This is a genomic window from Heyndrickxia coagulans 36D1, from assembly GCF_000169195.2.
In the GTDB taxonomy this organism is placed as follows: domain Bacteria; phylum Bacillota; class Bacilli; order Bacillales; family Bacillaceae_C; genus Weizmannia; species Weizmannia faecalis.
In genome coordinates, this window is sequence record NC_016023.1 from 52534 (window position 1) to 78231 (window position 25698).

The following is a 25698-nucleotide window of genomic DNA, read 5'->3' on the forward strand; positions in this document are numbered from 1 at the left end:
GCTTTAGTGATAAAAAGTCTGGGTTGAAATTTCATCTGCCTGCTTTTCTTCCTGTATTTTCAGTTTCATCAGAAAACGGCCATAATCTTTGTCTTTCAGTTTTTCGTATTTTTTGACTTCTATATTTTTCTCCTGCAGTTTCTGCTGATGCCAGTTCATCCGGTTTCGTGCATTCATGACGAGGCTCTGATAATAATGGATTGATTTTTCAATATCATCAATAAACCGCCGGTAATGCCGGATTTCCTGGACGGAAAGGCCCGCTTTCATTTTTTCAGCCTGGTGGGCTTCCAGGTCTTCTTTCTTTTTCAAAAGCGCGTACAGCTCCCGGGCCACATTTTCAAATGCCTGTACCGCATTTTTGTATGCACTGAGCGCCTCGTCTTTTTCCTTTTCTTTGACATCAAGGATTTTCTCGAATTTATAATGATAATTCATGCCCACTCACCCGTTTCCGCAAGTCCGATTAAAGCCCGGATACTGCTTTCCATACTATAGGTTTCGTCGGTGCTTTGTTTGATAAAAGAAACGATTTTCGGATAGCGTTCGATCGCTTCATCAATTTCTTTTGATGCGCCCGGTTTATAAGCGCCGATATTGATCAGGTCCTCTGAATTCAAATAAGTGCTTAACTGTTCGCGAATCTTTTCTGCGGCTTTTTTGTGTGCAGGACTGGCAAGTTGGCTCATCAGTCGGCTAACGCTTTTTAAAATATTGATAGCCGGGTATTGCCCTTTATTTGCCAAATCCCTGTCCAGAACAAAATGCCCGTCTAAAATGCCGCGCACCGTATCGGCAATCGGTTCATTCAAATCATCCCCGTCGACAAGCACGGTGTAGATCCCGGTAATCGTGCCGGACTCATTTGTTCCGGTCCTTTCCAAAAGTTTCGGCAAAATCGCGAAAACGGACGGGGTATATCCTTTTGTAGCCGGCGGTTCCCCCGTTGCCAGTCCGACTTCACGCTGGGCCATCGCGACCCGGGTAACCGAGTCCATCATAAACATGACATTTAGCCCCTGGTCCCTGAAATATTCCGCTATCGCTGTTGCTGTATAGGCGCCTTTAATCCGCATCAATGCCGGCTGGTCGCTTGTTGCCACGACAACAATGGACTTTTTTAAACCTTCAGGGCCGAGATCTTGTTCAATAAATTCCCTTACTTCCCTGCCCCGCTCCCCGATTAGGGCGATCACATTCAGATCGGCATTTGTGTTGCGTGCAATCATGCCGAGCAGGGTGCTTTTGCCGACGCCGCTTCCAGCAAATATGCCGATCCGCTGGCCTTTTCCAACCGTCAGCAGACTGTCGATCGCGCGGACGCCAAGCTCAATCGGTTCCCTGATCGGCGGGCGCTTGAGCGGGTTGGGGGGCGTCCGGTCGATCGGAATCGGTTTTAGGCCGGCGGGAAGCGGGGAATGGTCGAGCGGCACGCCCAAAGGATCAATGACTTTCCCCAACAGCCGTGGGCCTGCTTTCACCCGCATCGGTTTCCCTGTTGCTTCCACAAGGCTGCCGGGAGAAATTTCTTGGATGTTCGTATAAGGCATTAAAATAACATTCCCGTCACGGAACCCGACAACTTCGGCAATGATTTTTTTCGTATTTTTTTTGTTATCCACATGAATATAACAGACGTCACCGATGGAGCTTTCCGGCCCGAGTGATTCGATCATTAAGCCGATCACTCTTTTTACTTTTCCGTAATGTTTAAACGTCCCAATTTCGGGTATATAGTCTAAGAGATCGGTTGCTTTCATTCCGCATCCTCCCCGATCAGTTCCAAAAGCTTTGCCTTAAGTTCAGACAGCTGGCTGTCAATGCTTGCATCAATCCTGCCGCTGCCGCTTTCAATATAGACCTGGTACGGTTCAAGCGAATCATCCGGGTAGACATAGCATTTTGTATCGTTCGGGAAGAGGGCATCCAGTTCTTCCTTGTTGTCCATGACGAAGGCGTACTGCCCCGGATGGATATGGAGATCGACTTCTTTATACCCAGTCGCTTCTTTTAATACGTTTTTTACGATGGCAAACATTTTTTCGGGGGATGTTTCAAGTGTGTCTTGCAAAATTTTCCCCGCTGCTTTCATCGCAATTTCCAAAATATCTTTTTCCGATGCTTCTAAATGTTTTTTGAACGCCTCTTTGGAACGGTTGACGATGTCAATGGACTCGTTTAAATGGTCGCGGATGCTTTCAAACCCTTCCTTGCGGCCATCTGCATAACCGGCTTCAAACCCTTGGCGCTGTGCTTGTTCGGTGAGCTTTGCTTTTTCCTGCTCCCACTGTTTTTTCTCTTCGGCAATTTGCCGGCGTACTGCTTCTGCTTCTTTTTGACTGTCTAAAAGCAGGCGCTCTGCCTCGGTTTGATATTTTGCGAAAATATCCTCTTTCACAGCGGTTGCATCTCCCGTTTCTTCGGGCAAAGCCGGGAGCCGGCGCACGCTGATTACGCGCATTTTGGAAACAACACCTGCATCTTGCTTTGTTTTAATAATATTAGACAATGATGTCGTCGCCTCCGTTCCTTGCGATAATGATTTCGCCGCTGTCTTCCAGCCTGCGGATAATGGACACAATTCTCGACTGGGCTTCTTCGACTTCACGCAGCCGCACCGGGCCCATATATTCCATTTCTTCTTTCATGGAATCGGCCATCCGTTGCGACATATTGCGGAAAATAATTTCTTTTACTTCGTCGCTTGAGACTTTCAGTGCAAGAAGCAGGTCTTCATTTTCGCATTCGCGGATGACGCGCTGAATGGAACGATTGTCAAGGGTGACGATATCTTCAAATACAAACATTCGTTTTTTGATTTCTTCGGCAAGTTCGGGATCTTTCTGTTCCAGCGAGTCAAGGATCGTTTTCTCTGTCGTACGATCGACCCCGTTCAACACTTCGACAACGGATTCCACCCCGCCTGTCTGCGTATAATCCTGTGTCACCGTCGCGGACAGCTTTCTTTCCAAAATGGCTTCCACTTCGCTGATAATTTCAGGGGATGTGCCTTCCATTAAGGCAATTCTTCTGGCAATGTCCCCCTGCATTTCAGGCGGAAGCTCGGAAAGAATCTGCCCGGCTTTTTCCGGATCCAGGTAGGACAGAATCAAGGCGATCGTCTGCGGGTGTTCATCCTGGATAAAATTCAGAATCTGGGCCGCATCTGCTTTTCTAGCAAAATCAAACGGGCGCACCTGCAGCGATGAAGTGAGCCGGTTGATGATGGATGCCGCCTGTTCCGGGCCGAGTGCTTTTTCGAGAATCATTTTGGCATAACCGATACCGCCCTGGGTAATATAGTCCTGTGCCAAAGCAATATGGTGAAATTCGGTCAGCACTTTTTCCTTCGTGTCATTGTCGACTTTTCTGACGCCTGAGATTTCCAGCGTCAGCTTTTCGATTTCTTCTTCTGTTAAATGTTTGTAGACGGATGCCGATACGTCCGGGCCGAGAGAAATCAAGAGAATGGCTGCTTTTTCTTTGCCGGATAATGTTTTTTCTTTACTTGCCATCTTGTTTCCCTCCTATTCTTCGGAAAGCCATGACCGCAATAATTTTGCAAACTCATCCGGTTTTTCCTTTGCCATTTTTTCAAGCTGTTTCCGCCTTGCTGAAGCGTCGGTTTCCTGTTCCTCATTTACGTCCGGAATGCGGGGCGGTGCCGGTTTTTCCGGCGTTTCTTCCGCCATCTCTTCTTCAGCCTCCGAAGCGGCCCGCCTTCTGTTGCGGATCATGAAGAAGATGAGCCCGGCTATCACGAGAAGCAAACCTCCGCCAATCGCGTATACCCACCACGGAATCGAAGCTTTTTTCGCCTTCTCCGGCGCATTGGCTGCAAATGGCTGGACGGAAACTGCGATTTTATCGGCAACCGTTTGATTGGTCAGCCTTGTGCCGCTTGACTTGTCAATCGACGTTCTGACAATCGTAGAAAGCATCGATTTAATATCTTTTAACCGGGAAGCGGGCAAGGAAGACCGTTTTGTTCTGACCGGCGGCTCGACCATGACTTCTATGCCGAGATCGCGGATTTTGTACGGGCTCTCTGTAATTTTCCGTTTAATCCGGTTTACTTCGTAGTTGATCGTGTCACTTGTTTTGGAATACGTCCCGTTCCCGTTCGACCCGGATACATACGAAGAGCCGACAGAATCTGTACTGCCAGATGGCGTTCCGGCTGCTGCGCCTGTACCCTGGTATGTTTCCTGGATTTTTTTGGCGCTGATTTCAATGCCTTTCATATTCGTCTTATCAACCGGTTCAACGAGATCTTCCTCGCGTTTTTCCTGCGTAAAATCGATATCCGCTGTAACGGTGACAACCGCTTTTCCTGCACCCATCAGTGTGGAAAGCATCGTTTGCACCTGCTGCTGAATATCCCGTTCAATTTGTTTTTTGATCGCCTGCTGCTGTGTATAAGCATTTCCGGAAGAATTTGAAGAATTTAAGTCATAGTACTCAAAATTCTGGTTCATAATGACGATATTATCGGTAGGAAGATTCGGAACGCTTTTTGAAACAAGATTGTAAACGGCTTTTATCTGGTTTTGGTCCAATTCATAACCGGGTTTTAACGTCAGGACAACCGATGCGGAAGCTTTTGCCTGGCTGTCGGCTACGAAGACGCTTTGGTTCGGAAGATTGATCATCACCTTTGCTTTTTCGACGCCGTCCATCTGTTCAATCAGATTTTCCAGTTCCGTCTGCATCGCATCGAGCTTTACGACGTTAAATTCATTGTCTGTCATCCCGAATTTTGCATTCTGGCTGAAAAAAGAATAGTCGATGCTGCCGGTCTTTGGCAGCCCTTTTGCAGCCAATGTGACTTTCAAATCGTCCACCTGGTCTTCAGGCACTTCGATCGTTTTGCCACCATCCGTGATTTTGGACGGTACGCCTTCCTGGTCCAGTTCGTCCTTGATGGATCCTGTTTCGGAGACATCCAGCCCGCTGTAGAGCGGCGCGTATTTTGTTTTTGTCATAAAATAAGTGATTCCGGCAGCAAGTACCAGCATAAGGGCAACGGCGGATATGCCGATTGTTTTCTGCTTCTTGCTCCTGCTTTTCCAAAACCCCTTCAGGTTTTGAAAAGATTGTTTTAACTTTTCATTCATCATTATCCCCCGGGATAAAAAATTCACGGTGTTTCATCAATAGAACAGTCGGACAGCAAACGTTCCGGCATCCTTTTCGCCTTTAGGGCAGACGGAAAGGATCCGGGCGTTACGGCCGGGAAACGGCTTTTATGTACGCCGGATCAGAACGTTATACTTGCATCTGCATCATTTCTTTATAGCCTTCGACTGCTTTATTTCGGACTTCCAGTGCCGTCTGCATCGAAAGGTTTGCTTTTTGTACGGCGACCATTACCTGGTACAGGTCCACATTTTCGCCGTTCGATAGTTTTGTGATCATGGTGTCGGAATTGTTCTGCTGTTTGTTCAGTTCATTGACAGACTGCTTCAGCAGGTCCGAAAATGAAACGGAGCCGTTAGCGGACGAAGCGGCGCCCGCTGATTTTGGCGACAGCCCGCTGAAACTTGCGGACGGCGTCTGGCTGATTGGTTGGACAGCCACATCATTCGCCTCCTTTCATATGCGGAATTTTCTCTGTTATTGGCCGAGTTCGAGCGTCTTCATCAGCATCGCTTTGGAAGCATTCAGCGCCGTGACATTGGCTTCATACGAGCGGGTGGCGCTGATCATACCGGTCATTTCCGTTAAAAGATCCACATTTGGTTTTGTCACATATCCGTTTGCATCCGCATCAGGATCATCCGGATTGTATTCTTTTTTAAAATCGCTGTTATCTTCGACAATGCCGGCCACCTGGACGCCGGACCCAGCACCCTGCATTCCGAGTTTCGAACGAAATATGGAGGCAAAAGAACCGCCTCCTGCAGCAAGTACCACTTCTTTCCGGCGGTATGGCTGCCATTTCCCATTTACATACGTATCTCTTGTTGTATCAGCGTTCGCAATATTGGAAGAGATGACATCCATCCGCAGGCGCTGTGCCGATAAGGCTTCAGAAGAAATGTTCATTCCGGTAAACATGGACATCTTACTGTCCTCCTCTCACGACATTTAATAAGGATGAGAGCTTTCCCTTTTCGAGCTCAATCAGTGACTCGTAATAAATCTGGTTGCTGGCAAGGTTCGCCATTTCGGTATCGATGTCAACACTGTTGCCATTGCTGTTGTAAGTGGTGCCGGATTCCGTCACGATTTCTGAACTTGAATCCCCGGCAGAAAAACGGAAGTGCCGGGGGTCGGTCCGGGTCGCTGAAATGGCATTGACCGAATCCTCCAGCACATTTTTAAAACTGACATCCTGCGCCTTATAATTCGGTGTATCCGCATTGGCAATATTGTTTGAAATCACTTTCTGTCGGAGCGAAGCATACTGCAATGCATGCTCAAGCGACCGCAACGTATTGGAAGAGAGACTCATCAATGGACACCTCATTACATAAACTTGACATTTTTTTCTTTTATACGACAAATTGTTTGCTATTTTTTATTTTAATTATTTCATAACGGGCTGTAAATGAACATATTCTTAAATCACAAAAAAATTTTTTTGATAGTAGGACTTTTGGATTAATCCCTTACTCCCACACCGCGAAAAAGATGCCGAAAAATTTTTCAAGCACCTTAATACACCTAGGATTACAAAAATTTACAATTACTAGGAAACACTATTGGAAGGTCGGATTTCCTTAAATTTTATCAGTATCTATATATTGGTATTTATGTGTTTTTATGGTAAATTAAATACCAATAAAAAAAAGGATACGAATCGTATCCTTTTTTGGCGCAAATTGCCGTAAAGCTTATCCGTTAGTTAGAACGGACTTTTTCCAGTTCAACGAGGAATTTGTTATTCAATACTTTAATATAGGTCCCTTTCATGCCAAGGGAACGGGATTCAATGACCCCTGCGCTCTCCAGTTTACGCAGCGCATTCACGATGACAGAGCGGGTAATGCCAACGCGGTCCGCAATTTTGGACGCGACAAGCAGGCCTTCCTTCCCGTTTAATTCTTCAAAAATATGCTCAATGGCTTCCAGCTCGCTGTAGGACAAAGAACTGATGGCCATTTGCACGACCGCTTTGCTGCGCGCTTCTTCTTCAATTTCTTCTGTTTTTTCGCGGAGGATTTCCATGCCGACAACCGTCGCACTGTATTCTGCCAAAACAAGATCTTCGTCATCGAATTCCCGCTCAAGACGAGCCAGAATCAACGTACCGATTCTTTCCCCGCCGCCGACGATCGGAACAATCGTTGTCAGGCCTTTTTCAAACAGGTCTTTGTTTTCAATCGGAAATGCCGTGTACTCACTTTCAATCGTCAAATTGGATGAGGTTTCCGTAATGTTAAACAGGCTGTTCGTGTATTCTTCCGGAAACTGGCGGTCTTCAAACATTTGTTTCATCCGCTCGTTTTCAATTTTCTGGTTGATGGCGAGACCGAGTAATTTCCCGCGGCGGCTGACGATGTAAATATTGGCCTCAATCACATCGCTCAGCGTTTCCGCCATTTCTTTAAAATTCACCGGACGTCCGGCTGCTTTTTGCAACATCGAATTAATTTTCCTTGTTTTATCTAACAAACTCATTTCCATTCCTCCTAGATTGATTCGGTATTTGAACTGCATTGAATTGCCGGGACCTGCCGCAAAAGAGAGAAAGCCTTCATTACACGTCTACCCTTATCCGATTTTTCAAAACGGTTATAAAATATACTGGCTTAAATCTTTGTTCTGTGAAATCGCACCGAGCTTTTCGTCCACATACTGCGGGGTGATGGACACTTTTTCCAAATGGATGTCCGGTGCTTCGAAAGACAGATCTTCAAGCAGTTTTTCCATGATGGTATGAAGTCTTCTCGCCCCGATATTATCGGTATTTTGGTTCACTTCAAAAGCAATTTCAGCAATTCTGGTAATAGCTTCGTCAGAAAATTCTATTTGTATACCTTCTGTTTCCAATAATGCAATATATTGTTTTACCAGGGCATTATCCGGCTCGACAAGAATTTTGACAAAATCGCTGACGGTCAGTTTCTCAAGCTCCACTCTGATCGGGAATCGTCCCTGCAGTTCGGGGATCAGATCGGACGGTTTTGCCATATGAAAAGCGCCGGCAGCAATAAACAAAATATAATCCGTTTTAATGGAGCCGTATTTTGTGACAACCGTCGATCCTTCGACAATCGGCAGAATATCCCGCTGGACGCCTTCCCTCGATACGTCCGCTTGGGACCCGTTCCCGTTTTTGGAGGCAATTTTGTCAATTTCGTCAATGAAGATAATGCCGGTTTGTTCTGCCCGGAAAATGGCTTCCTGGGTCACTTCGTCCATGTCGATCAGTTTCTGTGCCTCATCCTGTGCAAGCACTTTTCTTGCTTCCCTGACCGGCAATTTCCGCCGTTTTGTTTTTTTCGGTAGCAGATTGCCAAGCGCGTCCTGCACACTCATGCCCATTTGTTCCATGCCGGAACCCTGGAACAAATCAAACATGGACGAAGCCTGCTCTTCCACTTCCACGGTAACCGGTTCATCTTCCAGTTCACCGTTTAAGAGCTTTTCCCGTATACGCTGTTTCTGTTCCCTTTTGGAGTATTCTTCCTCCTCTTCATCCGGTGCCGTGTCCTGCTGCCCGCCGCCGCCAAAAATCATTTCAAACGGGTTTTTGAAATTCCCTTGCTTCTTCCGCGACGGGACAAGCAAATCGACGAGGCGTTCATTTGCATTTTTCTCCGCCTGATCGCGCACGCCGTTCATTTTTTCCTCTTTTACAAGCCGGACAGCCGTCTCGACAAGGTCGCGTACCATCGACTCCACATCCCGGCCGACATATCCGACTTCCGTAAACTTCGTGGCTTCTACTTTGACGAACGGGGCACCGACAAGCCGTGCCATTCTTCTTGCGATTTCCGTCTTTCCGACACCGGTCGGCCCGATCATCAAAATGTTTTTCGGAATAATTTCTTCCCGCATTTTTTCAGACAGTAGGCTTCTTCTGTAACGGTTCCTGAGCGCCACGGCAACAGCCCGCTTTGCTTCTTTCTGGCCGACAATATACTGGTCCAGGCGCTCAACAATCTGCCTTGGTGTCAAACTGTTTGTTTTTCTAAACGTGTTGGCCAATCCGCTCACTCCTTTATGGAAATATACCGGTACGGGAACCTTTCCGCTTATAGTTCTTCCACGATAATGTTTGAATTTGTAAATACACAAATTTCAGATGCGATTTCAAGGGAAGCCCGCGCAATTTCTTTTGCGGTGAAGTTCTCTGCCGCATGCCGTTTCAGTGCACGGCCGGCAGCGAGCGCGTAATTGCCGCCCGAGCCGATAGCGAGGATGCCGTCATCCGGTTCAATGACTTCCCCCGTTCCCGAGACAAGCAGCAAATTGTTTTCATCCATGACAATCAGCATCGCTTCGAGCTTTCGGAGCACTTTATCGCTTCTCCACATTTTGGCCAGTTCCACTGCTGCCCGCGTCAGGTTGCCGTTATATTCCTGCAGTTTTCCTTCAAACATTTCGGAAAGCGTAAAAGCATCCGCAACCGAGCCGGCAAAACCGGCCAGCACTTTTCCGTTAAACAGCCGGCGGACTTTTTTGGCCGTATTTTTCATCACGACAGAGTTTCCGAGCGTCACCTGCCCATCCCCAGCCATTGCACTTTTTCCGTTATGGCGGATGGCAAATATTGTGGTTGCGTGAAAATCACCCATATCAGCACCTCCTATGTAATCAAAGCGAACCGCCTTGCATTGCTATGCTCTCGGGTGGTAAGCCATATAAGTTTGCCGCAAATGCTCCTTGGTTACATGTGTGTAGACTTGCGTGGAAGACAAGCTTTCATGCCCAAGAAGGTCCTGTACTGTGCGCAAATCAGCCCCATGGTTCAGCAAATGGGTTGCAAATGTATGCCGCAACATGTGTGGATGAATTTTTCCGGTCAGTGCCGCTTTTTTGATCATTTCATTTAAAATATAGCGGACACCTTTATCGGTCAATGCGCCGCCGCGTGCATTTACAAATAAATAGGGATGGTCTTCTTTACCGCGCATCAACGTTTTCCGTGCATGCGCCATATAATCCGAAACGGCTTCCCCTGCAAAATGGCCGAACAGCACGATCCGTTCTTTTTTTCCTTTCCCTTTTACATGGATCGTCTCGAATTCAAAATCAATATCCTGCAACCGAATATTGACGCATTCGCTCACGCGGATGCCGGTCGCATACAGGATTTCGAGCAAAGCACGGTTGCGCCGGGACAGTGCATCATCGCCTTCACATGCCGCAAACAGTTGCTCCATTTCTTCCTCATAAAAAAATTTGGGCAGGCGCTTATGTTGTTTCGGCTGTGATAAAAGTGCAAAGGGATTTTCTTTGACGATTCTCTCCCGCATCAGGAATTTGAAAAAACTGCGAATGCTGGATATTTTCCGTGCTACCGTGGCGCGGCTGTATCCGTGTTCATGCAACATTGTCAAATACAGTCTCCCTGCCGGATACCCCACCTCGTCCAGCGAGGCAATCCCCTGTGCGGTTAAAAACGCAAAAAAATCCTCCAGGTCCAGGCGATAAAATTTGATTGTGTATGCGGAATAGTTTTTCTCCACTTGCATGTATTCCATAAAAGAAAGCAAATAGCCGGACAGTTCGCCGTTCATCTGTTTAACACCTCACATGTGCGGGGAAACGGGCCTGCTTTACGCCACTCTTCACGTTGATAGACAACAATAGGCTTTCCGGGGTTATTGCCATTTTTTTCAGCCGGTAAAACGGCCCGGACAAACCCGCCAGCCGGGCTTTTTGCGCCGGTCCGGGTATCCGTAAGCCCCGGCTTGCGCCAACCGAAACCCCGTCTCCCGCCGGCTCATATGCTTCGAAGCCAAGGGACGGCATTCGGAAATCCGGTTAAATCATAACACATTTCCGGATCGGATTGCAACGAATGTTACATATTTTTCATAAATTTTCGAATTGTCCTTTTGACTGGCGCTTCCTGCCGTGAAAAGCCGGGAATGCCGTTTATTGAAAAGCTTTTGGCCGCTGCCCGCCAACGATTCGGGAATTCTGTCGTTTTTTGTCGCAACTGTCCTTTAAGCATTTTACAACAGCTGCTCCAAGAAGTAAAAGAATAAGATGCATTTTCTCGTAAAAATGTAAATATTCATTTTGATCAACCGGAACTTTGCCGCCCGCTCCACGCAAGGCCGCCAAAGTTCCGGCAAGGTCGATCATTACTTCACCGACTGCTCTTTATAGTCACAGTGCACACATTGGATCTGCGTCCCTTTTTTCAGCTTTTTTTCAACGAGCATGTCGCCGCACTTCGGGCACTTCCTGCCAACCGGCTTATCCCAAGAGACAAAATCACATTCCGGATAACGGTCGCACCCGTAAAAAATGCGGTTTTTCTTTGTTTTCCGCTCAATGATTTCACCTTTACCACATTTCGGGCAAGTGACGCCGATTTTTTTGACGATTGGCTTCGTATTGCGGCAATCAGGAAAATTGCTGCAAGCCATAAACTTGCCATAACGCCCCATTTTATACACCATCGGACTTCCGCACAGCTCGCACATTTCCCCGGTTTCTTCATCTTTGATCTCGATTTTTTCCATTTCGGTTTCCGCTTTTTTCAGGCGGGCTTCAAAATTTTGATAAAACGCATCAATGATTTGGACCCATGGCACTTTTCCTTCTTCAATTTCGTCCAGGTCTTTTTCCATATCAGCGGTGAATTCGACATCTATGATTTCCGGGAAAAATTCCCGAATCAATTCGAGCACGATTTCGCCGAGCTCTGTCGGGACAAACCGCTTATTCTCAAGCGCCACATAGCCGCGCTTTTGGATTGTATCCAATGTCGGCGCATAGGTGGACGGCCGCCCAATTCCAAGTTCTTCCAGCGTTTTGACAAGCCGGGCTTCGGTATAGCGTGGCGGCGGCTGGGTGAAATGCTGTTTCGGTTCGATCGACTCAGATTGGACAACATCCCCTTCTTCGAGATGCGGCAAATAACGTTCGCCTTCTTCCTGCTGGTCGTCGGAACCTTCCACATACACTTTCATAAAACCCGGAAACTGGATTTTTGACCCGGACGCCCGGAACAAAACCGTGCCGTTTGCCAGCGTGGCACTCATCGTATCCAGTATTGCAGGGGCCATCTGGCTGGCCATAAAGCGTTCCCAAATCAATTTGTACAGCTTATACTGGTCTCTGCTTAGAAAGGACTTGACCGAACCCGGATCCCGGAAAATGCTTGTTGGCCGGATCCCTTCGTGTGCATCCTGGGCATTTGCCTGTTTTTTCTCTTTTCTTTCTTCCTGGCGCAAATAGTTTTCCCCGAATTTTTCCCGAATATATTGATTGGCTTCTGTTTTTGCGACTTCCGAAATCCGGGTCGAGTCTGTTCTCATATACGTGATCAGCCCGACAGTCCCTTCTTTTCCAAGGTCGATGCCTTCATACAGCTGCTGGGCCACCATCATTGTTTTCTTTGCCCTGAAGTTCAGCTTCCGGGCGGCTTCCTGTTGCAAGGAAGAAGTCGTAAACGGCGGCGCCGGATTCCGTTTCTTCTCTTTGTGCGTGACGGAAGAAACCTGGAACTTGTCGCTTTTCAGCATGCCGGTAATTTTTTTCACATCCGCTTCTGACTTCAGCTGTATTTTTTTTCCGTCCACACCGTAAAAAGATGCCTGGAACGTGTCTTTCCCTTTTTTAAAGGACCCGGCAATCGTCCAGTACTCTTCCGGCACAAACGATTTAATTTCATTTTCCCGGTCGATGATAAGGCGGACGGCAACGGACTGTACCCTGCCCGCACTCAAACCTTTTTTCACTTTCTTCCATAAAAGCGGGCTAATGTTATAACCGACGAGACGATCCAAAATCCGTCTTGCCTGCTGGGCATCGACAAGGTCCATATTGATCGGGCGCGGATGTTTAAATGATTCTTTAATCGCGTCCTTTGTAATTTCATTAAACCGACGCGGCAGTCCGAATGCACATCCAGATTCAAGCTGTTGGCGAGATGCCAGGCAATTGCTTCCCCTTCGCGGTCAGGGTCGGCGGCAAGATAGACTTTTTTTTGCTTTTTTGGCCGCGTTTTTCAAATCTTTTAAGACCGGCCCCTTGCCCCTGATTGTAATGTACTTCGGCTTAAAATGGTCGTCCACATCCACCCCCATTTGGCTTTTCGGCAAGTCGCGCACATGCCCCATGGAAGCTTTCACTCTATATTTTTTTCCCAAATATTTTTCAATCGTTTTCGCTTTTGCAGGTGATTCTACAATCACTAAGTAGTCTGACATTCAAAAATCCTCCCTGGAGAGCTTATACCCTCTCTTTGCAGCAACTTTGCTTTCATTTTTCAAACAAAATCATTTGTAATTATGGGCATGGATGCCCGCATTTGTCAATTGTAACAGCACGAATGATGAAAAATCAACATCGCAAGCGGTTTCATTTTGAAAATTTTATCTTTTCTTTCTCTATTTTATAACCATTTTATCCAAAAATCATGCGTTTTTTCACAAAATCGGAAAATCACTGCCCATTTATGAATTTTCTCTAACTATTTTTTACCTTGTCGGAAGCAGTTCTTCCAAAATGTCTCCGCTGCATGTTACCAATTTTGCGCCCTGCTGGATAAGATGGTTTGTTCCTTTCGACAGGCTGTCCAGCACGTTTCCCGGCACGCTGAAAACTTCCCGGCCTTCCTGGAGGGCGTAATCTGCCGTGATCAGGGAGCCGCTCCGTTTTTCCGCCTGAAGCACGAGCACACCTTCAGAAATGCCGCTGATGATCCGGTTGCGTTCCGGAAAACGCCATTTTTCCGGGCGCGTAAACGGCGGATATTCCGACAGCAGTAAATGGCCCTGTTTTATTTTTTCCGCCATTTGTATATTTTCCCGCGGATAAATATGAAAAAACCCACTTCCGAGCACCGCAATCGTCTTCCCCCCGTATTTCATGGCGGCACGGTGGGCAATCGAATCCGCCCCTCTCGCCAGCCCGCTGACAATGGCAAACTGTTTTTCGATCAGGGGTGGCAGCAAATGATCGGCGACTTTTTCTGCATAGGAACCGGCCTTTCTTGACCCGACAACGGCCAGCGCACGGTTTTTCAGCAATGATACATTTCCGATTGAATAGAGTACGGCAGGAGGCTGGTACGTTTCTTTCAGAAGCGGCGGATATTCCGGTTCAAAACGGGCTGTCATTCGGATCTGTTTTTTCTGGTAGAGGGTTAAATAGGGTTTGATGTCAAGATGGAGAAGATCTTCATAAAAGCGTTCAAATGTTTCCTTTTGCATATGAAGCATGGCGCGCAGTGTTTCAGGGGGAATCCGGCAGATTTTTTCAAGCAGCGGATCAAATTCGAGGATTTTCATTTTTTGCACGCGGGAAATTCCCCTGCAATGATCCAAATGAATGTATTTGATTTTTAATGGTTCCATTGTTTGCCTCGCTTTCAAACCGTATTTCATTGAAAAAGAAAAACATTTAGGACCCGGCTGCACGCTTAAAAATGGCAGCCGGATCCAGGCAGTTTTACCGGACTGTCCCGGAAAATGCGGGTTCCGGGACGGCCGGTGCCGCCGCTTAAAGGTTTTTACATTTCTCGTAAAGGCCTCTTTCCTTCAGTACACGAACGAGCGTTTCCCCAATGACAGCCGGCGTTTCGGCTACTTGGATGCCGCATTCGTTCATCGTGCGGATCTTTTCCGCTGCGGTTCCTTTGCCGCCTGAAATGATGGCGCCGGCGTGGCCCATCCGTTTTCCAGGAGGCGCGGTGACACCGCCGATAAATCCGACAACCGGTTTCTTCATGTTTGCCTGCACCCATTTGGCGGCTTCTTCTTCCGCCGTCCCGCCGATTTCACCGATCATAATGACCGCTTCCGTTTCCGGATCATTGTTAAATTCTTTTAATACATCAATAAAATTGGTGCCGTTCACAGGGTCGCCGCCGATGCCGATCGCCCCTGTCTGACCGATGCCGGCGCGCGTCAGCTGATGGACGGCTTCATAAGTCAGCGTACCGGAACGGGAAACAACGCCGACATGGCCTTTTTTATGAATATAACCCGGCATAATGCCGATTTTGCATTCGTCTGGCGTGATGATGCCCGGGCAGTTCGGCCCGATCAGGCGCGTTTTCTTTCCTTCCATATAACGTTTCACTTTGACCATATCCAATACCGGGATATGCTCCGTAATACAGATGACAAGATCGAGTTCTGCATCGACCGCTTCCATAATCGCATCTGCCGCAAACGGAGCCGGCACATAGATAACTGAAACGGTTGCGCCCGTTTTTTCAACGGCTTCTTTCACCGTATTAAAGACCGGCACGCCTTCTACTTCAGTCCCGCCTTTGCCAGGGCTTGTGCCGCCGACAATTTTCGTCCCGTATTCCAAGCATTGTTTTGTATGGAAAAGCGCCGTTTTCCCGGTAATCCCCTGGACAATGACTTTCGTGTCTTTATTTACATAAATGCTCACTTTTTTCCCCTTGCCTTCTTCATTCAAGAATATTTGTTCGCATTTGGTCTGAATGAACAGCTGCTGTCAGCTGACCAGTTCGACAATTTTTTGCGCGCCGTCTGCCATCGATTCAGCGGCAACAATTTTCAGCCCAGATTCGTTTAAAATTTTCTTCCCAAGTTCCACATTGGTCCCTTCAAGACGGACAACGAGCGGGATGTCGAGTCCGACTTGTTTTGTGGCTGCAACGACGCCGGAAGCAATGACATCGCACTTCATAATGCCGCCGAAAATGTTGACAAAAATGCCTTTGACTTTTTCATCCGATAAAATGATTTTAAACGCTTCCGTTACTTTTTCTTCCGTTGCGCCACCCCCGACATCAAGGAAGTTGGCCGGATCGCCGCCGTAATATTTAATAATGTCCATTGTCGCCATCGCAAGGCCGGCGCCGTTTACCATGCAGCCGATATTGCCGTCAAGGGCGACATAGCTCAAATCGTATTTCGACGCTTCAATTTCTTTCGGATCTTCTTCTTCGAGATCGCGGTACGCCAGAACATCCTGCTGGCGGAACAAGCCGTTCGAATCAAAATTCAATTTGGCATCGAGCGCCATTACTTTTCCGTCGCCGGTTACAACAAGCGGATTGATTTCCGCGATCGAGCAGTCTTTTTCCACAAATACTTGATAAAGGCCTGTCATAAATTTAACGGCCTGATTTACAAGTTTAGCAGGAATATTGATGTTGAACGCAATGCGGCGCGCCTGGAATGGCAAGAGCCCGACTGCCGGGTCAATGGTTTCTTTAAAAATCTTTTCCGGTGTTTTCGCCGCCACTTCTTCAATTTCCGTGCCGCCTTCTTCAGAAGCCATCAGCACAACCCGGCTTGTGGCACGGTCCAAAACAAGGCCGACATAGTATTCTTTTTGAATGTCGCACCCTTCTTCGATCAAGAGGCGCTTCACTTCTTTTCCTTCAGGGCCTGTCTGATGCGTCACAAGCGTTTTGCCAAGCAGTTCCTGTGCGTATGTACGAACCTCATCCAAATTTTTTGCCACTTTGACGCCGCCTGCTTTTCCGCGGCCGCCGGCATGAATTTGCGCTTTTACCACACATACTTGTGTACCGAGCGATTTCGCTGCTTCCACCGCTTCATCCACGGTGAAGGCCACTTTCCCGTTCGGCACAGCGACCCCGTATTTTCTCAGGATCTCTTTGCCCTGATACTCGTGAATATTCATGTTCCATCCTCCTATCAAACTGTTCAAAAAATTAACTGCGCTTTCATTTTAATAAACATCGGAAAAGATGTCTACCATAATGAACTAAAATGGCTATTATTATTCAAAAATATTTTTTTCGGTATAAAATGGACGTGATTTTACTGGTCGTTGGCCTATTGTCACCGCAGCCTTTATGCAAATGGGTGCCCAGGCTTAATGGTCAGCTTTCGTTCATTTTTTATCCTTGTTTTTTAGCGACTGGTCGAGGCGGTAAATCATGGCAAACACCTCGGCCACAGCTGCATACAGTTCTTCCGGGATCGCTTCGTTGATGTCAAGCCGGCCGAGCAGTGCGGCAAGATCCGGGTCCTGCTGGATCGGAACATTCGCTTTTTTTGCTTCTTCAATAATCCGCCTGGCCACATCCCCTTTACCTTTTGCCTTCACGACAGGGGCGGAATGCGCATCCGGGCTGTACTGGAGCGCGACCGCTTCTTTTATGTCCTTTTGTGGATCCTTCATATCCTAAGATCAACCCCTTTCCCGGAAACCTCCGGCCGGCTGAGCGTGGCACGCACAGCATCCGGCTGGAATTCCCCGAACCGAACGTCAGACAATGTGTAACCGGTTTTGGAAAGGCCTTCCTTTAAAGCCGGCAAAAAAGGCTTCACGGCTTCCTGAAGACCCTTTTTCAAACTGGAAATGCGGATGGAAACGATCCGGTTTTGCACATTCATCTCGACCAATGTTTCTTTCATAAACTGAAGATTCAAGTAAAAAATGATTTTACAATAATTACTGTCTATTTTTCCGCCATTTTTCCGCCTGCCTGACCATTGTACAACGGCATTCGTTTGAAAGTGCGCGAATGAAAGCGGAATTTCCATCCAAATGTGCTGCACTACCCCGCCGGGAAGCGCGAGCAGCTGCTGGCCGTTCAGTTTCTGTACGATTTCGTCTGCTGCATCCCGGGCAGCTTTTGTTCCCCCGCCTTTTTGCAGCAAATCAACAAGCAGCGCTTTTAAAGGCAGCCCGTCCTTGTCCGCGGCTTTGTCCTCATGCAAAAGCCCCGCCTCATAAAAAAGTCCCATTTTTTGAATCTTCTCTTTGATTTGCCGGCGTAACGCCTCTCCTGTCACCTGCTCGCTGCCTGTCCCAAGCTCCCCGATAAGTGCAAGCAATTGCCTCGTTTCCGGCGTCTGTTCCCCCTGCTTGAGCGCCTGCTGCAACCGGTTTAAAAGCTGATCCGCCGGTATGTTTTGACCTGCGGCAAGGAGCGAAGTGAACACGCCCTCTGACACAGGAAAGCCTTCTTGGAGCATAAAGGCAGCCGTTTCCAGCCCGTTTGCCAGATCCGGTACATGCTTCAGCCATGCGCCGATCGCAGCAATGTCATTTTTCGTAAACGGAATTTCCTGTTCAGCCAAGTACGAAACAAGGGACTGGAACGTTTTTCCTGGCGGCAGTTGCATTTGCGGGAGCAAAGCTTTCCCGGCCATGCCGTTTGCATCGGCTTCCGAAAGCATTTTCAACTGCACTTCACCGTCGGCCAAAACCGTTTGAAACCAGTAGTTTTTTCCGGCTTCAAGCGGCACTTCGAGTTTCGCGGCAAATGTACGCCCGCCTGCCTGGACAAGTGCGGTGTCATTTGGAAACAGTTTTTGGATGGCACCGGAAAAAATCTGCCCCGTTTGAAATGCAAACGTGCGGATATTTGAGCCGGCATCAATAGAAAATGGCTGTTTGCCTAAAAAAATTTGCATGCTATTCCCCCGCCCTGTTTCTTTCTTCTTGCTTATTTATCGGCGGATTGCCGGTCTGTCTTTAATCGGCGCAAACGATTTTCGATGGATCGGGCACGGGCCAAGCTTCATGAGCGCTTCCAGATGTTTTTTCGTCCCGTACCCCTTATGTATGGCGAAACCGTAACCGGGATATTTTTCATCCATTTCCTGCATATACCGGTCTCTCGTTACTTTTGCAACCACAGATGCCGCGGCAATTGAAATGCTTTTCGCATCCCCTTTTACAATCGAAGTTTGCGGGTACGAAGCGGGAATTTCCATCGCATCGATCAGCAAATGGTCAGGAGCAGCAGGCAAATGGCCCAAAGCCGCAAGCATCGCCTTTTTGGCCGCCTCGTAAATATTCATCCTGTCAATTTCTTCTGCGCTGGCAAAGCCGACGCCGACAAGGGTTTCTTCCTGGATCCGCGCAAAAAAGGCCTCCCGCTGTTTTTCGGAAAGCTGTTTGGAATCGTTCAGGCCGGGCAGGTAAAAATCTTCTGGAAGAATGACGGCAGCGGCTACAACTGGCCCGGCAAGCGGCCCCCTGCCTGCCTCGTCAATTCCGGCGATCAGGCGGCAGCCGTGGCTGCGCAGGGCGTCTTCAAACCGTCCCATCTCCCGGAATTTTTCAAGCTGTTCACGCTCTTTTTGTAATTTTCTCATCCATTTTTCCAGCGCTTTTTGTGCGCCTTTCCGTTCGTCCCGGCCTAGCGCCTGGATAAACGGATCGGACGGGTTTGTGATTTCCTGAAGACGCGCTTCAATTTCACTGATTTTCAATGTTTCCCCTCCCCGAAAAATAAGCACTCCCTTACGGAGAGCGCTTATTACAAATCAAATGTCAGAGGCCCCAGTTTCATGCCGCGGATATCACGGATAATCACTTCAGCCGTTTTGTCGTAATCGATTTCCCCTCCCGCCCGCAAGCAGCCGCGCAGGCGACCGATATGGTCAAAAAGGGGGACAATATCCGGGATATCCTCAAGCTTGTACCGGGCTTTTAATGTGCCGGGATAATGTTTTTCAAGAAAACGCAGGCCAAATACGGAAACGTCCTGCAGGTTGAGGATCGTGTCTTTAATCGCACCGGTTAAAGCGAGCTTATAACCGGTTTCTTTGTCTTCGAATTTCGGCCAAAGGATCCCAGGCGTATCGAGGAGCTCCATCGTTTTCCCGACTTTTATCCATGCCTGCGCTTTTGTCACGCCCGGCGTATTGCCGGTTTTGGCGATATTTTTCCCGGCAAGCCGGTTAATGAGCGTCGATTTACCGACGTTCGGAATTCCGACAATCATGGCCCGGATCGCACGCGGCCGGATGCCTTTTGCCCGCATCCTCTCCCATTTTGGCTCCAAAATCTGTTCAGCCAGTTTCACCATTTTGTCGAGCCCTTTTCCGCTTTGCGCGTCAATGGCAAGGACATGCGTATTGCCGCCGGACAATTTTTCAAGCCAGCGGGCTGTAGCGGCCGGATCTGCCATATCGGCCTTGTTCAGCAATTTGATCCGCGGCTTTTGCTGAATCAGTTCATCCAGCATCGGATTGGCGGAGGAAACCGGGATCCTTGCATCAAGCAATTCAAAAACAATATCGACCAGTTTTAATTTTTCGGTCACTTCTCTCCTTGCCTTCGCCATATGGCCCGGAAACCATTGTATTGCCATCATGCGTCAACTCCATAACGGTTACTTTTTTCCGTAAAATGCGCAACGAACGGGCGCTTATTTATTGATCATATGGGCATCTTTCACCGGCCAGTATACAAAGTTTGTCTCCCCGACCACCTTGCTGAGCGGAATCGTCCCGATCTGGCGGCTGTCTTTGCTGTACCGGCGGTTATCGCCCATCACAAAAATCTGCCCTTTTGGCACCGTGTCGCGCCCGATATAGTCTTTTAAGGTAAAATCTTCCGTAAGCGGTCCGTCGGCTACGGCTTTTTTATATTTATCGAGATAAGGCTCTTTATACGCTTTCCCGTTAATATACAGGATGTCATTTTTATACTCGATCCGGTCGCCCGGCAGCCCGATGACCCTTTTGATATAATCTTTGCCTTCCGGGGCGTGGAAAACGATGATGTCGAACCGTTTCGGGCTCCCGATTTTATTCACAATCATCCGGTCGCCGTTTTTCAAAGTCGGCATCATGGAAGAGCCGTCGACCACGATCGGGGCGAAGAAAAAGTAGCGCAAAATGCCGGCCAGTGCCACAGCAATCAGCAGCGCTTTCACCCATTCGAACAGTTCATTTTTTGGTTTTTTCTGTTTTGCCATTTATTTACACCGCCTCATTCCATGTATCCATAAGCGTATATTCCCTGATATTTTGCATTATAACAGGATTGGTTGCCGATTGAAAACCTCAGAGACACCCGGGTTATTTATGTATAAGTATGAAGAAAAGGGGCCATGATAGCCCCTTTTCGAACAGCCGTTGCAGCAAATTAGCGAATTTCTTTAATACGGGCAGCTTTACCGCGCAGATTACGCAGGTAGTAAAGTTTCGCACGGCGAACTTTACCGCGACGCACGACTTCAAGCTTCGCAATTTTTGGTGTATGGAGCGGGAATGTACGCTCAACGCCGACACCGTAAGAAACTTTCCGGACTGTAAACGTTTCGCTGATCCCGCCGCCGCGGCGTTTAATGACCACACCTTCAAAAACCTGGATACGTTCGCGTGAACCTTCGATAACTTTTACATGGACGCGGACCGTATCCCCCGGGCGGAAAGCAGGCAGATCAGTGCGAAGTTGATCTTTTGTAATTTCGTCAATAATATTGTGCATCGTATTCAACTCCTTCCAACAAATGCTCTTGCAAATCTTCCATCGTATTTGCAGCGGAACATCGTTTTACGGCGGTCTGCCTTGTTTTCAAGCAAACCACAAAAGCAATCTTAGCATAAACGCATGCTGATTGCAACAGCTACCCGCGTTTTTCTTCCCATTCTTTCAGCCACGCTTTTTGCTTTTCAGATAGCGGATATCCGCGTAAAAGATCCGGCCTTCTCGTATAGGTGCGGTACAGCGACTCTTTTTCGCGCCATTCTTCAATCAGCCGGTGATTTCCGGATAATAACACGTCCGGCACCTTCATTCCGCGAAAATCCGCCGGCCGCGTATAATGCGGATGTTCCAGCAGCCCGGTCGAAAAAGAATCAGTAACAGGCGAGGTTTCATTGCCCAAAACACCGGGAAGCAGGCGGACGATGCTGTCGATCATGACCATTGCGCCCAGCTCGCCGCCCGTTAACACATAGTCTCCGATTGAGATTTCATCGGTTACAAGCGTCCGGATCCGTTCATCATACCCTTCGTAATGGCCGCAAATAAAGATCAGATGTTCTTCTTCCGCAAACGCTTCCGCTTTTTGTTGCGTATACGTTTCCCCCTGGGGGCAGAGCAAAATGATGCGCGGCTTTTTTTCGCTTCCCTCAAGCCGGTCTTCGATAGCATCGAACACCGGCTGGGGCTTTAACACCATGCCCGCCCCGCCGCCGTACGGGTAGTCATCGACGGTTTTATGCTTGTTGTCGCTGTATTCACGGAAATTGACCAGATGATAATGGACGATCCCTTTTTCTTCTGCTTTTTTTAAAATGGAGGATCCGAGAACGCCTTCAAACATTTCCGGGAACAGCGTCAATATATCTATTTTCATGGCAAAAGCCCTTCCATCGGTTCAATCACAATTCTTTTTTCTTTTTTGTCGACTTTTTTGACGACGTCTTCAATATACGGGATCAGCGCTTCTTTCTGCTGCGCTGTTTTCACCACCCAGACGTCGTTTGCCCCGGGCGTTAAAATCTCTTTTACCGTCCCGACTTTCTCGCCTGCGGTTGTCACGACTTCGCAGCCGATGATTTCATGAAAATAAAACTCATTTTCGCCAAGTTCATCCAGCTGTTCTTCGGAAACTTTCAGCATGCCGCCTTTCCATTTCTCGGCTTCCTCAATCGAATCAAAGCCCTCAAACTTCAGCAAATCAAACTGCTTATGCACCCGGTGCGATTCAATCGTAACAGCAAGCGGCTCATCGCGGCCGGGAAGGAACAAGTAAAGCGTATTGCCCGGTTTATAGCGCTCCGCTTTGAAATCCGTTTGGGAAATCACCCGCACTTCTCCGCGGATGCCGTGTGTATTAACGATTTTGCCGACATTAAACCATTGTGTCATATTCTCACCTCTCGCGAATTTCATGGATGATGCCGTCTTTTATAATAATCGATTTCTCTTTTGTCACCGCATTCCAGTCGTCGCCTTCCCGGACGTCAACAATGGCGTGAATTTCTTTTTCTTTTAATTCTGTCCCAATCGGAAGCAAAAGCAGTTGTTCAATTTGGAACTCCACCAGTTTGATTTTCTCCTGCCGGCTTTCAATTTCTTTTTCAAAATGCATTTTTAAATTGGTTCCCGAAAACTTTTTTTGCTTTTCCAGTTTTTTTGTTTCAAACCGGAGCTGCTCACACTCTTTTTGAAGTTGTTGTTTCTTTTGCCGGTATGTATCCAAAAGCATTCCTTTGCTCTTTTCGGTCAGGATTTGCTTGACCGTCACTTTTTGAAGGATTTTCAAAATGCCCTGCCCTCCTTTTCGCGCCATTCAATAAACAACCCAAAAAATGCAGCCGGAAAAAGCGGATGTCGGTTAAGATGAGGGAGAAAGCCCGAAAGATGTATGTAAAAAGGGAGGTGTGCCCCTCCCTTTCACTGGTGTTCTATCCATCGTTGTCCATTATTCGGCAATTTCAAGACGGATTTTTTTATGTCCGTGCACGCCGGCCGCCGCATAAACAACCGTACGGATGGCCTTTGCGGTACGCCCCTTTTTACCAATGACCATGCCGGCATCATCCGGATGGACAATCAGGCGGTAGAGCGTTCCGGATTCTTGTTCATCCCGTTCTACCCGCACTTCATCCGGATGGCTGACAATCGGCCTGACGATCGAAAGGATTAAATCATCCATCTGTTGGTCCATGATTATTTGCCGTGTTTTTCGTTATGGTATTTTTCCATAATACCTTGTTTTGAAAACAAGTTACGTACCGTATCAGACGGTTGGGCGCCGTTTTTCAGCCATTGGAGCGCGGCTTCCTCGTTGATTTTTACTTCTGCAGGATCTGCAACAGGATTGTAAGTTCCTACTGTTTCAATAAAACGTCCATCACGCGGTGAACGGGAATCTGCCACAACAATGCGGTAAAACGGGGATTTTTTTGCACCCATGCGTTTCAAGCGGATTTTTACTGCCATTTTAATCATACACCTCCAAAAAAGTTTCTCACAAGACTGTATCATATCAGAAAATCATGATGGTGTAAAGTCTTTTCTCTTAACACCCTCGTTTTTTACATAAAAGGGAATTTAAAGCCTTTTTTCCGGCCTTTTTGATTCATGCCCTGCAGTTGTTTCATCATTTTCTTCATTTCTTCAAACTGTTTCAAAAGCCGGTTGACTTCCTGTACCGGGCGGCCGGAACCTTTCGCAATCCGTTTTTTTCGGCTTGCATTGATGATGTCCGGGCGGATTTTTTCCTGCTTTGTCATCGACTGGATAATCGCTTCAACATGCGCAATTTGTTTCTCATCAATTTGCAGATTATCCATCCCTTTCATCCGGTTGGCCCCCGGGATCATTTTCAAAATGTCGCCGAGCGGCCCCATTTTCCGGACCTGGCCGAGCTGTTCAAGGAAATCATCGAGCGTAAATGACTGGTCCCGCATTTTCTTTTCGAGCGCGCGCGCTTTTTCTTCGTCGACAGTTTCCTGCGCTTTTTCAATCAGTGACAGAATATCGCCCATGCCGAGAATACGGGAGGCCATCCTTTCCGGGTGGAACGGTTCGAGCGCATCCATTTTCTCGCCCATCCCGGCAAATTTAATCGGCTTTTCGGTTACGGCCCGGATCGATAAAGCCGCCCCGCCGCGCGTGTCGCCGTCAAGCTTCGTCAGGATGACGCCGGTGATGCCGAGCTGGTCATTAAAACTTTGCGCGACATTTACGGCATCCTGGCCTGTCATCGCATCGACGACAAGGAAAATTTCATCCGGATGCGCAAGTTCCTTGATTTCCTTCAGTTCATTCATCAGCTCGCTGTCAATATGGAGGCGGCCGGCCGTATCGATGATGACAGTATCGTGATGTTCTTCTTTTGCTTTTTCAATCGCTTGCCTGGCAATTTCCACCGGGCTGATTTTGTCGCCAAGCGAAAATACCGGCATGCCGAGTTGTTTGCCGAGCGTTTCCAGCTGCTTGATTGCAGCGGGGCGGTAAATATCGGCCGCAACGAGCAGCGGGGTCCGGTTGTATTTTTTTCGCAGCAGGTTGGCCAGTTTCCCGGATGTCGTCGTTTTCCCGGCACCCTGCAGGCCGACCATCATGATGACGGTTGGCGGGCGCTTTGCAACGGCAATCTTGCTCTGCGATCCGCCCATAAGGTTGGTCAGCTCTTCCTGGACAATTTTGATGACCTGCTGCCCGGGCGTCAGGCTTTTCAGCACATCCTGGCCAACCGCACGTTCGCTCACTTTTTTTACAAAATCTTTTACCACTTTGAAGTTGACGTCCGCTTCCAGAAGGGCAAGGCGGACTTCCCGCATCATTTCTTTCACGTCGCTTTCCGTGACCTTGCCTTTTCCGCGGATTTTCTGCATCGTGCCCTGCAGGCGTTCTGCGAGTCCTTCAAATGCCATTTTTCCGCCCCCTATTCCAATTTTTCGAGCGCATCGACAAGCCGCAACAGTTCCGGATTGGCATCATGCGCCAAAAGATTGCGCATCGACCGGAAAATGCGTGTGCGCGCTTGAAATTTTTCCAATAAACCAAGCTTTTTTTCATAGTCTTCAAGCGTTTGTTCGGTGCGTTTGATATTATCGTAAACCGCCTGGCGGCTCACACCGTATTGTTCGGCGATTTCGCCAAGCGATAAGTCGTCGAGATAATAGAGGGACATATAGCTGCGCTGCTTCGGAGTCAACAACGATTGGTAAAAATCGTACAAATCATTCATTCGCGTTGTTTTCTCCAGCATGGCTTCTTCCCCCTGTTAAGTGAAAATGCTTTACATAAACACAGAATACAAAGATTCCTGTTTTTTGTCAATGAAAACAAGTTCGTTTCCCCACAACCGATTTGAAGCGCTCCCGGCGGGCTCTAAATACC

Annotated in this window: 29 protein-coding genes and 1 pseudogene; all 30 read right to left on the reverse strand. The window is 48.0% G+C overall.

Features of this window, described 5'->3' with window-relative positions:
- Positions 1-3: 3 nt before the first annotated feature.
- A complete protein-coding gene (gene fliJ / locus BCOA_RS17450; RefSeq protein WP_013859091.1) occupies positions 4-438 on the reverse strand; it encodes a flagellar export protein FliJ in 435 nt (144 codons plus the stop codon).
- Positions 435-1760, reverse strand: coding sequence for a flagellar protein export ATPase FliI (gene fliI / locus BCOA_RS17455; RefSeq protein ID WP_014095452.1), 1326 nt, complete (start codon positions 1758-1760; stop codon positions 435-437). The genes fliJ and fliI overlap by 4 nt, the downstream gene beginning before the upstream one ends.
- A complete protein-coding gene (fliH, locus tag BCOA_RS17460) occupies positions 1757-2509 on the reverse strand; it encodes a flagellar assembly protein FliH (protein ID WP_014095453.1) in 753 nt (250 codons plus the stop codon). Before fliH ends, fliI begins: the two co-directional genes overlap by 4 nt.
- A complete protein-coding gene (gene fliG / locus BCOA_RS17465; protein ID WP_014095454.1) occupies positions 2502-3515 on the reverse strand; it encodes a flagellar motor switch protein FliG in 1014 nt (337 codons plus the stop codon). Before fliG ends, fliH begins: the two co-directional genes overlap by 8 nt.
- 12 nt (positions 3516-3527) lie before the next feature.
- On the reverse strand, positions 3528-5117 hold the full coding sequence (gene fliF / locus BCOA_RS17470) for a flagellar basal-body MS-ring/collar protein FliF (protein ID WP_014095455.1): 1590 nt from the start codon (positions 5115-5117) through the stop codon (positions 3528-3530).
- A 151-nt stretch (positions 5118-5268) separates the two neighbouring features.
- Positions 5269-5580, reverse strand: a complete 312-nt coding sequence (gene fliE / locus BCOA_RS17475) for a flagellar hook-basal body complex protein FliE (RefSeq protein ID WP_014095456.1) — start codon at positions 5578-5580, stop codon at positions 5269-5271.
- Positions 5581-5616: 36 nt separating this feature from the next.
- Entirely contained in the window at positions 5617-6066 is a 450-nt protein-coding gene (flgC, locus tag BCOA_RS17480) for a flagellar basal body rod protein FlgC (protein ID WP_013859084.1), read from the reverse strand.
- A 1-nt stretch (position 6067) separates the two neighbouring features.
- Positions 6068-6457 carry a flagellar basal body rod protein FlgB gene (flgB, locus tag BCOA_RS17485; RefSeq protein ID WP_014095457.1) on the reverse strand — a complete coding sequence of 130 codons (390 nt, stop codon included), beginning with the start codon at positions 6455-6457 and terminating at the stop codon, positions 6068-6070.
- 389 nt (positions 6458-6846) lie between these two features.
- Positions 6847-7626 (reverse strand): GTP-sensing pleiotropic transcriptional regulator CodY, encoded by a 780-nt coding sequence (gene codY, locus BCOA_RS17490; RefSeq protein ID WP_014095458.1) that lies wholly within the window; start codon positions 7624-7626, stop codon positions 6847-6849.
- Between the two features lie 114 nt (positions 7627-7740).
- On the reverse strand, positions 7741-9159 hold the full coding sequence (hslU, locus tag BCOA_RS17495; RefSeq protein ID WP_014095459.1) for an HslU--HslV peptidase ATPase subunit: 1419 nt from the start codon (positions 9157-9159) through the stop codon (positions 7741-7743).
- A gap of 47 nt (positions 9160-9206) precedes the next feature.
- Complete coding sequence (gene hslV / locus BCOA_RS17500) at positions 9207-9749, reverse strand: ATP-dependent protease subunit HslV (protein ID WP_014095460.1); 543 nt, start codon at positions 9747-9749, stop codon at positions 9207-9209.
- 42 nt (positions 9750-9791) lie between these two features.
- Positions 9792-10694, reverse strand: coding sequence for a tyrosine recombinase XerC (gene xerC, locus BCOA_RS17505; protein WP_014095461.1), 903 nt, complete (start codon positions 10692-10694; stop codon positions 9792-9794).
- 361 nt (positions 10695-11055) lie between these two features.
- Complete coding sequence (locus BCOA_RS17510) at positions 11056-11268, reverse strand: hypothetical protein (RefSeq protein ID WP_014095463.1); 213 nt, start codon at positions 11266-11268, stop codon at positions 11056-11058.
- Positions 11268-13343 (reverse strand): annotated as a pseudogene (gene topA, locus BCOA_RS17515) (type I DNA topoisomerase). Before topA ends, BCOA_RS17510 begins: the two are co-directional and overlap by 1 nt.
- A 270-nt stretch (positions 13344-13613) precedes the next feature.
- Positions 13614-14492 (reverse strand): DNA-processing protein DprA, encoded by an 879-nt coding sequence (dprA, locus tag BCOA_RS17520; RefSeq protein ID WP_014095466.1) that lies wholly within the window; start codon positions 14490-14492, stop codon positions 13614-13616.
- Positions 14493-14637: 145 nt separating this feature from the next.
- The gene (gene sucD / locus BCOA_RS17525; RefSeq protein WP_014095467.1) at positions 14638-15540 is read right to left on the reverse strand and encodes a succinate--CoA ligase subunit alpha; all 903 of its coding nucleotides are present in this window, start codon (positions 15538-15540) and stop codon (positions 14638-14640) included.
- 66 nt (positions 15541-15606) lie between these two features.
- A complete protein-coding gene (gene sucC / locus BCOA_RS17530) occupies positions 15607-16767 on the reverse strand; it encodes an ADP-forming succinate--CoA ligase subunit beta (RefSeq protein ID WP_014095468.1) in 1161 nt (386 codons plus the stop codon).
- A gap of 213 nt (positions 16768-16980) precedes the next feature.
- A complete protein-coding gene (locus tag BCOA_RS17535; protein WP_014095469.1) occupies positions 16981-17271 on the reverse strand; it encodes an EscU/YscU/HrcU family type III secretion system export apparatus switch protein in 291 nt (96 codons plus the stop codon).
- Positions 17268-18512: a hypothetical protein gene (locus BCOA_RS17540; protein ID WP_014095470.1), complete on the reverse strand. Its 1245-nt coding sequence runs from the start codon at positions 18510-18512 to the stop codon at positions 17268-17270. Before BCOA_RS17540 ends, BCOA_RS17535 begins: the two co-directional genes overlap by 4 nt.
- A gap of 36 nt (positions 18513-18548) precedes the next feature.
- Positions 18549-19316 carry a ribonuclease HII gene (locus BCOA_RS17545; RefSeq protein ID WP_014095471.1) on the reverse strand — a complete coding sequence of 256 codons (768 nt, stop codon included), beginning with the start codon at positions 19314-19316 and terminating at the stop codon, positions 18549-18551.
- Between the two features lie 47 nt (positions 19317-19363).
- Complete coding sequence (gene ylqF, locus BCOA_RS17550; RefSeq protein WP_014095472.1) at positions 19364-20203, reverse strand: ribosome biogenesis GTPase YlqF; 840 nt, start codon at positions 20201-20203, stop codon at positions 19364-19366.
- Between the two features lie 54 nt (positions 20204-20257).
- On the reverse strand, positions 20258-20809 hold the full coding sequence (lepB, locus tag BCOA_RS17555) for a signal peptidase I (protein ID WP_014095473.1): 552 nt from the start codon (positions 20807-20809) through the stop codon (positions 20258-20260).
- Positions 20810-20979: 170 nt separating this feature from the next.
- Entirely contained in the window at positions 20980-21324 is a 345-nt protein-coding gene (rplS, locus tag BCOA_RS17560) for a 50S ribosomal protein L19 (RefSeq protein WP_014095474.1), read from the reverse strand.
- A 139-nt stretch (positions 21325-21463) separates the two neighbouring features.
- Positions 21464-22198: a tRNA (guanosine(37)-N1)-methyltransferase TrmD gene (gene trmD / locus BCOA_RS17565; protein ID WP_014095475.1), complete on the reverse strand. Its 735-nt coding sequence runs from the start codon at positions 22196-22198 to the stop codon at positions 21464-21466.
- Positions 22195-22713: a ribosome maturation factor RimM gene (gene rimM, locus BCOA_RS17570; protein ID WP_014095476.1), complete on the reverse strand. Its 519-nt coding sequence runs from the start codon at positions 22711-22713 to the stop codon at positions 22195-22197. Before rimM ends, trmD begins: the two co-directional genes overlap by 4 nt.
- A gap of 4 nt (positions 22714-22717) precedes the next feature.
- Complete coding sequence (locus BCOA_RS17575; protein ID WP_014095477.1) at positions 22718-23110, reverse strand: YlqD family protein; 393 nt, start codon at positions 23108-23110, stop codon at positions 22718-22720.
- A gap of 159 nt (positions 23111-23269) precedes the next feature.
- Complete coding sequence (locus BCOA_RS17580; RefSeq protein ID WP_302466557.1) at positions 23270-23518, reverse strand: KH domain-containing protein; 249 nt, start codon at positions 23516-23518, stop codon at positions 23270-23272.
- Positions 23518-23790: a 30S ribosomal protein S16 gene (gene rpsP / locus BCOA_RS17585; RefSeq protein ID WP_014095479.1), complete on the reverse strand. Its 273-nt coding sequence runs from the start codon at positions 23788-23790 to the stop codon at positions 23518-23520. Before rpsP ends, BCOA_RS17580 begins: the two co-directional genes overlap by 1 nt.
- A 95-nt stretch (positions 23791-23885) precedes the next feature.
- The gene (ffh, locus tag BCOA_RS17590) at positions 23886-25229 is read right to left on the reverse strand and encodes a signal recognition particle protein (RefSeq protein ID WP_014095480.1); all 1344 of its coding nucleotides are present in this window, start codon (positions 25227-25229) and stop codon (positions 23886-23888) included.
- 11 nt (positions 25230-25240) lie between these two features.
- The gene (locus tag BCOA_RS17595; protein ID WP_014095481.1) at positions 25241-25567 is read right to left on the reverse strand and encodes a putative DNA-binding protein; all 327 of its coding nucleotides are present in this window, start codon (positions 25565-25567) and stop codon (positions 25241-25243) included.
- Positions 25568-25698 lie beyond the last annotated feature (131 nt).